Origin of the sequence: Hymenobacter polaris, assembly GCF_012927305.1 — a bacterium.
Lineage (GTDB): Bacteria > Bacteroidota > Bacteroidia > Cytophagales > Hymenobacteraceae > Hymenobacter > Hymenobacter polaris.
In genome coordinates, this window is the sequence record NZ_JABBGH010000003.1 from 575,939 (window position 1) to 589,358 (window position 13,420).

The following is a 13,420-nucleotide window of genomic DNA, read 5'->3' on the forward strand; positions in this document are numbered from 1 at the left end:
GCTGCTCCCTAGGCCCTCAGCGGCGGCTAAAGTCACTCGCTGGAGTACATTTCGCGGGTTGGCTGCCTGGCCACGTTCTTTAGAACCATCGATGGAGGAATTTCTGGATTTTTTACGCTTCGAGAAGCGTCTTAGCCCCCACACGGTTACGTCCTACCAAACCGACCTGACCCAGTTTGCGGCCTTTCTGAGGCAGGAGTATGAGCTGGCTGATATGCGCCAGGCCACGCACCCGCTTATTCGGAGTTGGGTAGTGAGCTTGATGAGCCAGCGCCTCGACCCGCGCACCGTGAACCGAAAAGTGGCTTGCCTGCGCTCGTTCTATAAGTTCTTGCTGCGCGCGCGCCAGGTGGAAGCCAACCCCATGCTGCGCGTGAAAGCGCCTAAGATGGCCAAAAAGCTGCCCGAGTTTGTGCCCGAAGAGGCGCTGAACCGGCTGCTCAACAACTTTCAGTTTGAGGATAACTTTGGCGGCGTGCGCGACCAGCTGATTCTAGAAATGCTTTACGGTACGGGCATTCGCCTTTCGGAACTGCTGGGCATTACGGATGCCGACCTGGACCTGGCCGGTAGCACGGTGCGCGTAACGGGCAAAGGCAACAAGCAGCGCTTAGTGCCCCTCAATCCTTCGCTGCTGCTGGTGCTAGCGCGCTACCGCGCCGCGCGGCTGGCTGAGTTTGGGCCTGGCGGCGGCGAGTTGCTGCGCACCGATAAAGGCACCCCGCTCTACGAGAAGCTGGTGTACCGCACCGTGAAGCGCTACTTAAGCCAGATTTCGACCTCGGTGGCGCACCAGCACCCACACGCGCTGCGCCATGCCTTTGCTACCCATTTGCTGGGCAAGGGAGCCGACCTGAACGCTATTAAGGAGCTGCTGGGCCACGCTAGCCTAGCCGCCACGCAGGTGTACACGCACTTGTCCGTCGATAGGTTGAAATCCGTATTCGACCAAGCGCATCCTCGTGCGTGAGTTCCGACGTTTTCCCACTCAACCTTTTTTGCCCATGAAAGTGCAAATGCAATCGGTGCATTTCGACGCCGACCAGAAGCTGCTCGACTTTATTCAGCAACGCCTCAACAAACTCGACCACTTCTACGACCGCATTACCGATGGCGAGGTAATTCTGCGCGTTAACAACAAAGATGGTGTAGCGAATAAAACCGTTGAAATCAAGCTGATGGTGCCGGGCAGCACCCTCTTCAGCACGGAAGACGCCACCTCGTTTGAGGCCGCCACCGATGCGGCGGTGGAAGCGCTCAAAAGCCAAATTTCAAAGTATAAGGCCAAGCACTTAGCGCAGCACTAAGCCGCCACCTAGCTAAGCGCTAGCCGCCCCGGCTGCTACCGCTTAGCTAGGTGGCCCTGGCCTAGGGCAGCCGCCACGCAGCTAGGCGCCCCTAGGGGGCCAGCGCACTAAAAAGCCCCGGTAGCCAAGCGGCTACCGGGGCTTTTTAGTGTAAAATTTCGGCTTTACAGGTTGAAAGCTGCCTTAATCTTATCCACGTAGTCGAGCTTTTCCCAGGTGAAGGTTTCGAAGGTTTTGTCTTCGCCATTCTTCATTTTTACGGTTACCGTGCCGGGCTGGCGGCCCATGTGGCCGTAGGCGGCCGTGGGCCCGAAGATGGGGTTGCGCAAGCCAAAGCGCTCTACAATAGCGTAGGGGCGTAGGTCGAAGAGCTGGTTTACCTTATCCGCAATTTCGCCATCGGTTAGGGGCTGGCCACTAGCGTCTTGGGCTTTAGTAGTGCCGTACGTAGTCACGTACAAGCCTACCGGCTTGGCCACGCCAATGGCGTAGGCTACCTGCACTAGCGCCTGGTCGGCCACGCCGGCGGCTACCAGGTTTTTAGCAATGTGGCGGGTAGCGTAGGCGGCCGAGCGGTCGACTTTGCTCGAATCCTTGCCCGAAAACGCGCCGCCGCCGTGGGCGCCCTTGCCGCCGTAGGTATCCACGATGATTTTGCGGCCCGTGAGGCCCGTATCGCCGTGCGGGCCGCCGATTACGAACTTACCCGTGGGATTGATGTGGTGCTTGATGTCTTCGGTGAACAGGGCCTGCATGTCGGAGCTGAGCTTGGCCTTGACCCTAGGGATAAGAATGGCGATGATGTCCTGCTTGATGCGGGCCAGCATCTGCTCCTCCGACTCGTCAAAATCGTCGTGCTGGGTGCTGATGACGATGGTATCGATGGCCTCGGGGCGGTGGTCGTCGGAGTAGCGGATGGTAACCTGGCTTTTGGCGTCGGGCCGCAGGTAAGTCATCTCCTGGCCTTCCTTACGAATGGCCGATAGCTCTTGCAGCAGGCTGTGCGAGAGATCGAGGGCCAGGGGCATGTAGTTGCCGGTTTCATTGGTGGCGTAGCCAAACATCATGCCCTGGTCGCCGGCGCCCTGCTCTTCGGGGGCCTGGCGCACCACGCCCTGGTTGATGTCGGGCGACTGCTCGTGCAGCGCCGACAGGATGCCGCAGCTTTCGGCCTCGAACTTATACTCGGCCTTGGTGTAGCCAATGCGCCGGATAACGGCGCGGGCTACGGTCTGCACATCAACGTAGGCCGACGATTTCACCTCGCCGGCTACTACTACTAGGCCCGTGGTAACGAGGGTTTCGCAGGCAACTTTGGCGGCGGGGTCCTGGCGCAGAAAGTCGTCCAGGATGGCATCGGAAATCTGGTCCGCTACTTTATCGGGGTGGCCTTCCGACACGGACTCGGAAGTGAACAAATAGGGCATGGGATGGAGCTAAGCAAACAAAAGCCGCCCGCCGGGCCAAAGGCCGGGGGCGGGCGGAAGTGCAAAAGTAGTGAGTACGGGGTTAGTGGTTAGCGAGTAAGGCCGGCCGCCTAGGGTGCCACCGGCTACCAAACGCTACCCTAGGCTACTCGGCGCCACTTTCTCGCATACCAGCACCAGCAGGCGGCCGCGCAAGTCGGTAGTAGCAAAAAGATACGTGTCGCCCCCTTCGCGGATGCCCGTGCGCCGCCGAAAGTCAGCTACCGACTCGGGGAAGTTGCGCGTCGTGACGTGGGCGCGGCCCTCGGGCCCTAGGTGGCTTTTCAGGGCCGGGCCGTCGGCTTTCTCCACCGCTAGCACCCGAAAAATGCGGCCCGGAAAATCTGCTCGCAGTTCGCTGCTAGTGTATAAATGACTGTGCTGATGCAATTTGAGTAGCTCGAAGGCCGTGCCGATACTTTTGAAAGCGCCGGCTTTGAGAATGGCCGCGTTGGGCTCGTAGAGGTACTGCTGCGGCTCGGCGTAGCGAGCCACGGCCCTCGCCTCGCGGGCGCGGTTGAGGCGAAACTCCTGCTGGCTGCCGTCGCGGCGTAGGTTTAGGGCATAGCGCTCGGGGTCGACGGCGGGCTCCAGACCCAGCTCATAAAGCACCTCCTTTACCTCATTATCCACGGCCAGCACCCATAGGCGGCGCACGTGCTGCAGCTCCTGAATGGCCAGCTCGATGTCAAGCATGGGCGAGGTTTTGAGCAGGATGCGCGGGGCGTGGCGCAGCAGCAGCGGTAAGATGCGCGGCACATCGGGCTCGCAGTCGGCCAGCCGCACTATTTTGCCGCCGCGCTGGTCGCGCCGGGCCGGGTCGAGGTACAGCCAATCGAAGGGCTCGGTTTGCTGGCGTAAAAAGGCCACGGCATCGGCGGCTTGAATGGTGACATTGTCGATGCCTAGCTGCTGGAAATTATAGGCTACTACCTGCGCCAAGCGGGCATCGCGCTCCACGTAGTCGACCTGCGCTACCACCGCCGCGAAGTGTACCGCATCGGCCCCAAACCCACCGGTTAGGTCGGCCAGGCGGGTGGCGCCGGCTACCAGACTCGCCTTGAAGGCGGCCGTGCGCTCGGAGGAAGCCTGCTCGACCGAGAGCGTGGGTGGAAAAATCAGTTCCGGGTTGTCGGCCCAGGCGGGCAACTTGGTGCGAGCCTTTTGGCGGGCCTGAATCTGGCGCACCAAGTCGGGCACCGGCAAGTGGGGGTGGCGGCGCGCCTGCAGTGCCAGATGCGCCGGGTCATCGTTGAGGTGGGCGGCCACGTAGCGCCGCGCCGCCTCGGGTAAGGGAAACTCCATTATGCCCTAACTAACGCAAAAACCCGCAAACTGGTGCAGCAGCAGTGACTAATGATGAGCGATTAGTGAGTAATAATCAGCTAATTGAATGGTTATTACTTGCTGATTATTACTCACTAATCACTCATCATTAGTCACTACAAAGTCCACCCTAGGGCCAGCACCGGCCGCCCTTGCGGCGTGGCTGCCAGCCCGTAGGTAGCTGGGCGCAATGGGCGCAGGCCGCCGTGCCGCGTGGTGGGCAGGTCGCTATTGTAGCTGTCCACCGCCTGCTGGAGGTACTCGTTGGTGTGGCGATTGATGAAGAGCGTGGCCACCAAGCTAGTGACGAGCAGGCCGCCCGCTACGATTTGGCCGGGGCTGGCATACTGCGCGTTGCCACCGTTGTATACCTGCGCGCCGTAGCCCAGCACCGAGCCTACCAGCAACGCGCGGTCGGCCAGGTAGAGGCTTTTTTGGCGCTTGTAGGCGTTCAGCGAAGCGAGGGCTTCCTGGTTGTTGTTGAGGTAGGGGCGTAGCTTCTGGCCGAAAAAGCCAGCGCTTTGGTAGCTCTCCTCGCCGGTTTTGCCGGGCGGCAAAAAAAAGAAATTATGCTGAGGGCCGTATTGGCCGCGCTCTAAATCTTCGGGCTGCAGCCGGATAGTGGCGGGGGCAGCCTGGGCGGCGGCGCGCAGTGGGGAGGTGGCAGTTAGAGCGGCAAAGCAACCAATAGCTAGCCAACGCATTGAATAAGATTTCATAAGAATAAATAAGCTCGTCACTTACAAAGATACAGCGCGCTTGGCTGCGGCTGCTCCCTTAACCAACTCGTATCTTTGTGGTTACTTCCAAAAGCTTTTTAACCAACCTGATTTATGGTGCAAACCCCTGCCACTACCTACGTGCCCTATAAAGTGAAAGACCTCAGCCTGGCTGAGTGGGGCCGCAAGGAAATTCGCCTGGCCGAGGCTGAGATGCCCGGCCTGATGGCCCTGCGCGCCGAGTACGGCCCGAGCCAGCCCCTGAAGGGCGCCCGCATTGCCGGCTGCCTGCACATGACCATTCAAACGGCCGTGCTCATCGAAACCCTTATTGCCCTAGGGGCGGAGGTGACGTGGTCGTCGTGCAACATCTTCTCGACCCAGGACCACGCCGCCGCGGCCATCGCCGCCGCCGGCATCCCGGTGTATGCTTGGAAGGGTATGAACGAGGAAGAGTTTAACTGGTGCATCGAGCAGACGCTGTTCTTTGGCGAAGAGCGCCAGCCGCTGAACATGATTTTGGACGACGGCGGCGACCTCACCAACATGGTGCTCAACGACTTCCCCGAGCTAGCCAGCGGCATTCGCGGCATCTCGGAAGAGACGACCACCGGCGTGCTGCGCCTCATCGAGCGCGTGAAGCTAGGCACCCTGCCCATGCCGGCTTTTAACATCAACGACTCGGTTACCAAGTCGAAGTTTGATAACAAATACGGTTGTAAAGAGTCGGCCGTAGACGCTATTCGCCGCGCTACCGACATCATGATGGCCGGTAAAGTGGCCGTGGTAGCCGGTTACGGCGACGTAGGAAAAGGTACTGCCGCCAGCCTGCGCGGCGCCGGCGCCCGCGTCATCGTCACCGAGATTGACCCCATTTGCGCGCTGCAAGCGGCCATGGACAGCTACGAGGTGAAGAAGATGGAGAATGCCATTCCGCGTGCTGACATCGTGATTACCACCACCGGCAACTGCGACATCATCCGCGAGGAGCATTTCCGCGCCCTCAAAGACAAGGCCATTGTGTGCAACATCGGCCACTTCGACGATGAAATCGACATGGCCTGGCTGAACAAGAACTACGGCCACACAAAAGACACGGTGAAGCCGCAGGTAGACTTGTACAACATTGACGGCAAAGAGGTTATCATCCTGGCCGAAGGTCGCTTGGTAAACCTGGGCTGCGCCACCGGTCACCCCTCGTTCGTGATGTCGAACTCGTTCACCAACCAGACGTTGGCCCAGCTGGAGCTGTGGAAGAATTCGGAGCAGTACGAAAACCAAGTGTACACCCTGCCCAAGCATCTCGACGAGAAAGTAGCCCGCCTGCACCTCGCCAAGATTGGTGTGGAGCTGGACGAGCTGACGCCTAAGCAAGCCGACTACATCAAGGTGCCCGTCGAAGGCCCTTTCAAGTCGGACCTCTACCGCTACTAAGCCCTAGGGTAACGGAGCTAGAAAAAGCCCGGTTGCGCAAGCGGCCGGGCTTTTTTGTACTTGTAGTCGTGTTTACAGCGCAGCGAGCGGCATGGCCCCGGTGTACTCCTGGGTTTGCTTGAAAATGGGTACCCCCAGCAGCAGCCAGCTATGCTCGAGCACCGCTACGTAGCGCAATTGCTGGCCCGCCTGGGTGGCCGTGCCCAGCACCGGGCGCCAGCGGTGCCCTATCACTACGCCCTGAATGGCGGCATACAGGCCGCGCGGCTTCACTACTCCGGCCGTTTCAAAGTATTCGGCCAGCATCATCAGCTTCATTCCACTGCCTAAAGTGGTAGTATTGATAGCGCTGCCGTTGCCCAAGGGAGTACCGGGCGGTAGGCTTCCCAGGAGGTTAGCGTTAGGCATAGCGGGCGGGCTGGAGCCACGAGAAGCCAGTAGCACCATGCCTAGGCTGAAAAAAATGGCTAGCGTTATTCCGAAGCGCTGCCGCAGCAGCCTCGCTGCTTGCACGGTGGCGTATAGCAGCCCTAGGGCCACTACCACGTTAAAGGCTGACCAAAGTAAGTTCGCCATGTGGGTGAGGAGGTTGGGTGGAAAAGGTGCACCTAAGCTACAGCCTAGTGAGCCAATTAGCCGGCTACGGCGGCGCTGGCCACCTCCACCCCGAGGGCCGCGCGCACCGCCGGCGCCACCTGGGTGCCGAATAGCTCGGTGGAGTGCAGCACCGCCTCGTGCGGCATACCTTCCAGCATCAGCTGGCCGATAAAGCGCGTATTGTTGAACAGTTTGCTGACGTAGAGTAGCTTATCGGTGACCTGCTGGGGCGTGCCCACAAACAGCGGCCCCTGCGGCCCGCACAGCTGGTCGAAGTGCGCCCGCGACATGGGCGACCAGCCACGCTCGCGGCCGATGCGGTTCATCACCGTGGCGTAGGCCGGGAAGAACTCGTCGGTGGCTTGCTTGGCAGTTTCGGCCAGATGGAAGTGGCAGTTGAGGCACAGCGGCAGGGCGGCGGCATCGTGGCCCGCCTGCTGAGCCGCGCGGCGGTAGAGGTCGGCAAAGGCCACGTACTGCGCCGGCGCCCCCCCTAGGATGGCAATGGTGAGGCCCAGGCCCAGCGTGCCAGCCCGCACGGCCGAGGCTGGCGTGCCACCCACCCCAATCCAGATGGGCAGCTTGGGCTGCACCGGGCGCGGGTACACGCCCTTACCCGCGATGGCCGGCCGATGCTTGCCCTTCCAAGTGACTACTTCCTGCTCGTTGATTTGCAGTAGTAGCTCCAGTTTCTCGGCGTATAGTGCGTCGTAATCCTGCAGGTCGTAGCCAAAGAGTGGAAACGACTCGATGAAGGAGCCGCGCCCGGCAATAATTTCGGCCCGGCCGTTAGAGAGCAAATCCAGGGTGGCGAAGTTCTGGAACGTGCGCACGGGGTCGGCCGAGCTGAGCACCGTCACGGCGCTGGCCAGGCGGATATGTTTGGTAACTGTTGCCACGCCCGCCAGCACCACTTCGGGGGCCGACACTACGTAGTCGGACCGGTGGTGCTCGCCAATGGCCAGCACGTCGAGGCCCACTTCGTCGGCCCGGCGCCCTAGGGCCACTAGCTCCTGCATACGCTGCGCGGCGGCGTAGTCCTGGCCAGCTACGTGGGCCGGCGCTACTTCGCCGAATGAACTGATTCCTAGCTGCATAATTCTGAATAGTGAGGTTGGTACATCAAAGGTAAGCGCACAAACTTACGGATTGATGTACCAACATCAATTTAGTCCAGAAAGTTTGTGCTCGTCAGCTGCTCGCTCATTTCCCACAGGCGCTTGTTGTTAGCAGCGGTGTTGAACTTGCTTTTCACCGCCACTGGCTTGCTCTTGTCATAAAAGCCACCGCTGCTAGTGCCCGCCTTGGCATCGGTAGCCAGGAAGATGCTGGTTTGCGCGCCCTTCTCGGGCGAAATCATGAATGGGCGGCCCAGTTCCAGCAGCGCCCCCACAATGCCGCCGGTTTGCTTGCCGTAGTTGGTGGCTACCGCGCCGGGGTGCAGGCAGTTGGTTACCACATTGCCGATGCCGTGGGCGCGCAGGCGCTTGGCCAACTCCTGCGTAAACATGATGTTCCAAAGCTTGGTAGTGCCATACTCCCACACCGGGCTGTAGTCGCGCTCCGACTGGATGTCGTCGAGTGTGGGCTTGGAAAATTTGTACGCGTTGGAGGCTACGTTTACGATGCGAGCGGCCTCGCTTTTCTGCAGCATATCAAACAGCAGGCTAGTTAGTAAAAACGGACCTAAGTGGTTGGTGGCCAGCGTCATTTCGTAGCCATCGGCCGACAGTTCGCGCTCGGCCCCGAACATGAGCCCCGCGTTGTTGAGAAGCACATCGAGGCGCGGATACTTCTCGTGCAGTTGGGCGGCCACGTCGCGCACTTGCTGCAGGTTCGAGAGGTCGGCCAGCACGGTATCAATCTGCTGGTTGCCGGTCTCGGCGATGAGCTGCTGGCGGGTTTGCTCGGCCTTGTCGGCATTGCGGGCCAGCATGATGACGTGCGCGCCGCGCCGGGCTAGCTCGCGGGCCGTGACTTTGCCGATGCCCGAGGTAGCGCCGGTAACGAGGATGAGTTGGTCTTGCAGGTTAGCCATAGAAGGAGGGACTGGTAAAAGCTGGGTTATACGCGCCGGGGCCAGCGCCGGCGGCCGGCAAAGCTAGCCGGGCAGCTTTTTTTGCGCCCAGTCCGTTAAGCTAGCCGCGTTCCTTTCGCGTCTTTTGCCGGCCTAGGGCCGTTCATTGCTATGGCTCTACTCTTTATTCTGCTGTTGATTATTCTAAACGGCGTGTTCTCGCTGTCCGAAATCGCCCTGGTATCGGCGCGCAAGTCGCGGCTGGAGGCTGAAGCAACTGCCGGCAATGAGCGAGCCGCCGCCGCGCTCCAGCTGGCGCAGTCGCCCAGCCAGTTTCTGGCGGCCATCCAAATTGGCATCACCTTGGTTGGCATCCTGACGGGCGCCTTCGGCGAGGCCCGCCTCACCCAAAGCGTGCAGGGCCTGGTGGGGCGCGTGCCGGCCCTGGTTCCCTACAGCGGCACCATTGCTACCGTGCTGGTGGTGGGGCTGATAACTTTTCTCTCGGTAGTGGTGGGCGAGCTGCTGCCCAAGCGTATTGGCCTGGCCAACCCCGAGGGTGTGGCCAAGCTGGTAGCTGGCCCCATGCACTGGCTGGCCCGGCTGGCTACGCCCGCCATCTGGCTGCTGAATGCGTCGAGTAATGCGCTGTTTAAGCTCTTGGATATCAAGCCACGGCAAAGCCAAGTGACGGAAGAAGAAATTCAGGCCCTGGTGCAGGAAGGCGCCTCGACGGGCGTGGTTCAGGCCATCGAGCAGGATATTGTGCAGAATGCCTTCCGCCTCGGCGACCAGCAGGTGAGCCAGCTCATGACCAGCCGGCCCGACATCGTGTGGCTCGACGCCGCGGCCGACCCCGCCACCCTGCGCCAGGTGGTGCTCGGCCGCAAGCTTTCCCTGTACCCCGTGGCCGAGGGCAGCCTCGACCAGGTGCTGGGCACCGTGCGCTCGGAAGAGCTGCTGAGCGACAGCCTCGACCAGCAGCTGGGCCGCCTGCGCGAGCTGAGCCAGGAGGCGCTCTACCTCTCGGCCACCACCAAGGCCTACCACGCCCTCAAGCTGTTTCAGCAGTCGCACCGCCACCACGCGCTCGTGGTGGATGAGTTCGGCAGCGTCCTGGGTTTGCTCACGCTCTACGACCTGCTGGGCACCCTCGTCACCGACCCCGACGCCGGCCCCGCTTCCACCGACATCGTGCGCCGCGACGACGGTTCCTTCTTACTGAATGCTCAACTGCCTTTTACCACTTTCGCCGATTATTTCCAGCTGCCGGCCGACGAGCGCGCCGCCTTGCAGGTGTTTCATACCCTAGGGGGCTTCGTGCTGCAGCAAGTGGGCGCTGTGCCCAAAGTGGGCCAGCATTTCACCTGGCACGGCCACTACTTCGAAGCGGTGGACGTAGAGCGCAGCCGCATCGACCGCATCTTGTTCCGCCCTAGGGCTGATAAAGACACTAAGGCCCCGGCGCCGGCCTAGGGTAGGGGCGGGGTGGATGGCGGCTACCCGGCCCCGGCGCCGGATATTTGCGCTCCATGCCCGCCGTATCGCTTTCCGTCGTCGTCATCACCTTCAATGAGGAAGCCAACCTGGCCCGCTGCCTACAGGCCCTCGGCGACGTGGCCGACGAGGTGCTGGTGGTAGATTCCTTCTCAACCGATGATACCGCGGCCCTGGCCCGCCGCCTAGGGGCGCGGGTGGTGCAAAACGTCTTCGCGAGTTACGTTGAGCAAAAAAACTTCGCCACCGCCCAGGCCCGGTTCGACTACGTGCTGCAGCTCGACGCCGACGAGGTGCTGACCGACGAGCTGCGCCAAAGCATCGCGGCGGCCAAGGCCGACTGGCAGCACGCCGCCTATTCGCTGGCCCGCCTCACCAACTACTGCGGCGCCTGGGTGCGCCACGGCGGCTGGTACCCCGACCGCAAGCTGCGCCTCTACGACCGCCGCCTGGGTAGCTGGCAGGGCCTGCTGCTGCACGAGCGCTACGAGGTATTGCCCGGCCAAAGCACCGGCCAGCTCGCCGGCGATGCTCTGCACTATTCCTACGTCTCCGTGGCTCAGCACGTGCGGCAGCTCAATAAATTCACCAGCATCACCGCCCAGGAGCAGGCGCTGAAGGGCCGCACGCGCGTCACCCTGTTTCACTTAGTGCTGAAGCCGTGGTGGAAATTCTTCCACGGCTACGTGCTGCGGCTGGGCTTTCTCGATGGTTTCGCGGGGCTGAGTATCGCCGTTATTTCGGCCCTAGGGGTGTTTATTAAGTTTGCCAAGCTCCGCACCCGCACCCAGGACGCCCCCGCATGAGCCTGCCCCCGCCGCCTAGTTCGCCGCCCACCTTTCTGGTATCGCGCCCCGACGCCATAGGCGACGTAGTGCTGACGCTGCCCGTGGCCGGCCGCCTCAAGCAGCTGTACCCTGGCTGCCGGGTGGTGCTGGTGGGCCGCGCCTACACGGCCGCCGTAGGTGCCGCCTGCCCCTGGCTCGACGATTTTCTGAACCTCGACGAGTTGCTGGCCCAGCCGCCAGCTGTGCAGCTCGCCACGCTCAAAGCCTACGGCGCAGCGGCCATTATCCACGTTTTTCCGCACCGGCAGCTAGCCTGGCTGGCGCGCCGGGCGGGCATTCCCATGCGCATCGGCACCCGCAACCGCTGGTGGCATTGGCTTACTTGCAACCGCCTGGTAGCCCTCAGCCGCCGCTACTCGTCCCTGCACGAGGCCCAACTGAATTTGCAGCTGCTGGCCCCCCTAGGGCAAGCTAGCGTGCTGCCCCTGCCTGCCGTGGCCGAGCTGGTGCGCCTAGTGCCGGCCGTGCCGCTGGCGCCCCGCTGGCAGCAGTTGCTGGCTGCGCGGCGGCTTGGTCAGCTCAACGTGGTGCTGCACCCGCGCAGCCGCGGCAGCGCCCGCGAGTGGGGCCTAGGGCACTTCGGCGAGCTGGCGCGCGTCCTACACGCCGCCGGGCACCGCGTGTTCATCAGCGGCACCGCCGCCGAAGGCGTAGAACTGGCCGATTGGTTGCGGCAAAACGCCGATTACTTAGCTGCCGACCTGACGGGGCAGCTAACCTTACCCGAGTTCCTGGCTTTCCTGGCCGCGGCCGATGGAATTGTGGCGGGCAGCACTGGCCCCTTGCACCTGGCAGCGGCCCTAGGGCGCCATGCGCTGGGGCTATACCCACCCATTCGGCCTATGCACCCCGGCCGCTGGGGGCCCCTAGGGCAGTACGCCGGGTACCTGGTTTTCGACCGGCCCGACTGCCAGGATTGCCGCGCCGCCCCCGCCGCCTGCTCTTGTATCAAAGCCATTGGGGTGGCCGAGGTTGCAGCCTGCGTGGGCAATTGGCAGTCTTTGCCCGTAATTGGCTACGCAACCTGACGAGCCACTAGCTACGTACTTGCCAGGCTAGCCAGCAACTGCTGCCTAGCGCTAGTAGTGGGTTTATGAGGATTTGGTGAATTATTACTGAATCCGACCCTTGCTCTAGCTCGTACTTTTGTTCGCTCCCTGCTCAACTTTTTGCTCTCTGCGGACTTTACTATCTGTCAAAACACCTACCATGAGTGATTCTCCCGAACGGGTGAAGTTGAGCAAGGAAGAAAAAGACCGGCGCTTTCAGGCCGAGTTGATGCCTGTGCTCGACCCGCTCTACAATTTTGCCTACCGCCTGACGCTTGACGAGGACGATGCCAACGACCTCGTGCAGGAAACCTACCTCAAGGCCTACCGCTTCTTTGAGTACTTCGAACCCGGTACTAATGCGAAAGCGTGGCTATTTCGCATCCTGAAAAACTCGTTTATCAACGACTTTCGGAAGAAAAGCAAGCAACCCGCCAAGGTTGATTACAGCGAAGTTGAAGGCTATTACAATCCCGATGAGGTAGAAGGCGATGCCGATATCGGTGCCTCTTCGTCGGACATGCGCCAGCAGTCCACGCGCGACTTGATTGGCGACGAGGTAGCCAGCGCACTGAACTCGCTACCGGTTGATTTTCGCACAGTTATCATTTTGTGCGACCTCGAGGGATTTACCTACGAGGAAATGGCCAAGGTGCTCGATATTCCGATTGGTACGGTGCGCTCGCGCTTGCACCGGGCACGAAATTTCTTGAAAGAGAAGCTGGAGAAGTACGCCTCTTCGATGGGTTACGGGAACGATGATGTAAATTCGGCCGTTACCGACGACGAACAGGAATAGTACTTTCACCTCCTTAAGACCCAGGCGCACGTCTGCTCCCTTACCTCGCTCATGGAATCTACCGCTACTACCACCCATACGTCGGCCTCGTCGCTAATTGCCCCTCCGCTTAGCGCCCCCGACTGCGACCGCGTGAATATTGTGCTAGACCAACTTCTCGAAGGGCGGAGCCTAACGGAAGATGACGAGGACTATCTCCTCAACTACGGCGAAGACTGCTCGCCCTGCTTCGATAATATCAAGCGCCAGCAGGCTTTTGTCAGCTTTCTGAACCAGAAAGTGAGCCGCCGCTCGGCTCCCATGAGCTTGCCGCACGCCATTATGGCGCGGCTTCAGGCCGAGTTGGCGTAGCTTTGCGGCC

General features: G+C 61.2%; 14 protein-coding genes. 8 read left to right on the forward strand and 6 right to left on the reverse strand.

Annotated elements, in window-relative coordinates; genetic code table 11:
* Positions 1–91: 91 nt before the first annotated feature.
* Positions 92–970, forward strand: a complete 879-nt coding sequence (locus HHL22_RS18875; protein WP_169532952.1) for a tyrosine-type recombinase/integrase — start codon at positions 92–94, stop codon at positions 968–970.
* 34 nt (positions 971–1,004) lie between these two features.
* The gene (gene hpf, locus HHL22_RS18880) at positions 1,005–1,307 is read left to right on the forward strand and encodes a ribosome hibernation-promoting factor, HPF/YfiA family (RefSeq protein ID WP_169532953.1); all 303 of its coding nucleotides are present in this window, start codon (positions 1,005–1,007) and stop codon (positions 1,305–1,307) included.
* Positions 1,308–1,471: 164 nt separating this feature from the next.
* Here hpf and metK read toward each other — a convergent pair whose 3' ends face one another.
* The 3 genes from metK to HHL22_RS18895 all read right to left on the reverse strand — a co-directional run bounded on the left by metK (position 1,472) and on the right by HHL22_RS18895 (position 4,818).
* A complete protein-coding gene (gene metK, locus HHL22_RS18885; protein WP_169532954.1) occupies positions 1,472–2,734 on the reverse strand; it encodes a methionine adenosyltransferase in 1,263 nt (420 codons plus the stop codon).
* A 135-nt stretch (positions 2,735–2,869) separates the two neighbouring features.
* Positions 2,870–4,078 (reverse strand): class I SAM-dependent methyltransferase, encoded by a 1,209-nt coding sequence (locus HHL22_RS18890; protein ID WP_169532955.1) that lies wholly within the window; start codon positions 4,076–4,078, stop codon positions 2,870–2,872.
* A 137-nt stretch (positions 4,079–4,215) separates the two neighbouring features.
* Positions 4,216–4,818: a hypothetical protein gene (locus HHL22_RS18895; protein ID WP_169532956.1), complete on the reverse strand. Its 603-nt coding sequence runs from the start codon at positions 4,816–4,818 to the stop codon at positions 4,216–4,218.
* A 114-nt stretch (positions 4,819–4,932) separates the two neighbouring features.
* On the opposite strand from HHL22_RS18895, the gene ahcY reads away from it, so the two are divergent.
* A complete protein-coding gene (ahcY, locus tag HHL22_RS18900) occupies positions 4,933–6,252 on the forward strand; it encodes an adenosylhomocysteinase (RefSeq protein WP_169532957.1) in 1,320 nt (439 codons plus the stop codon).
* A 72-nt stretch (positions 6,253–6,324) separates the two neighbouring features.
* On the opposite strand, the gene HHL22_RS18905 is transcribed toward ahcY, so the two are convergent.
* The 3 genes from HHL22_RS18905 to HHL22_RS18915 all read right to left on the reverse strand — a co-directional run bounded on the left by HHL22_RS18905 (position 6,325) and on the right by HHL22_RS18915 (position 8,887).
* Entirely contained in the window at positions 6,325–6,828 is a 504-nt protein-coding gene (locus tag HHL22_RS18905) for a hypothetical protein (RefSeq protein ID WP_169532958.1), read from the reverse strand.
* A 56-nt stretch (positions 6,829–6,884) separates the two neighbouring features.
* Positions 6,885–7,946 (reverse strand): LLM class flavin-dependent oxidoreductase, encoded by a 1,062-nt coding sequence (locus HHL22_RS18910; protein ID WP_169532959.1) that lies wholly within the window; start codon positions 7,944–7,946, stop codon positions 6,885–6,887.
* Positions 7,947–8,017: 71 nt separating this feature from the next.
* A complete protein-coding gene (locus HHL22_RS18915) occupies positions 8,018–8,887 on the reverse strand; it encodes an SDR family oxidoreductase (protein ID WP_169532960.1) in 870 nt (289 codons plus the stop codon).
* A gap of 150 nt (positions 8,888–9,037) precedes the next feature.
* On the opposite strand from HHL22_RS18915, the gene HHL22_RS18920 reads away from it, so the two are divergent.
* From HHL22_RS18920 to HHL22_RS18940, 5 genes are all read left to right on the forward strand, one after another.
* A complete protein-coding gene (locus HHL22_RS18920; protein ID WP_169532961.1) occupies positions 9,038–10,342 on the forward strand; it encodes a hemolysin family protein in 1,305 nt (434 codons plus the stop codon).
* Positions 10,343–10,398: 56 nt separating this feature from the next.
* Positions 10,399–11,169 carry a glycosyltransferase family 2 protein gene (locus HHL22_RS18925; protein ID WP_169532962.1) on the forward strand — a complete coding sequence of 257 codons (771 nt, stop codon included), beginning with the start codon at positions 10,399–10,401 and terminating at the stop codon, positions 11,167–11,169.
* Positions 11,166–12,239: a glycosyltransferase family 9 protein gene (locus HHL22_RS18930; RefSeq protein WP_169532963.1), complete on the forward strand. Its 1,074-nt coding sequence runs from the start codon at positions 11,166–11,168 to the stop codon at positions 12,237–12,239. Before HHL22_RS18925 ends, HHL22_RS18930 begins: the two co-directional genes overlap by 4 nt.
* A gap of 181 nt (positions 12,240–12,420) precedes the next feature.
* Positions 12,421–13,059: a sigma-70 family RNA polymerase sigma factor gene (locus HHL22_RS18935; RefSeq protein ID WP_169532964.1), complete on the forward strand. Its 639-nt coding sequence runs from the start codon at positions 12,421–12,423 to the stop codon at positions 13,057–13,059.
* Positions 13,060–13,110: 51 nt separating this feature from the next.
* A complete protein-coding gene (locus HHL22_RS18940; protein WP_169532965.1) occupies positions 13,111–13,410 on the forward strand; it encodes a hypothetical protein in 300 nt (99 codons plus the stop codon).
* The last annotated feature ends 10 nt before the right edge of the window (positions 13,411–13,420 follow it).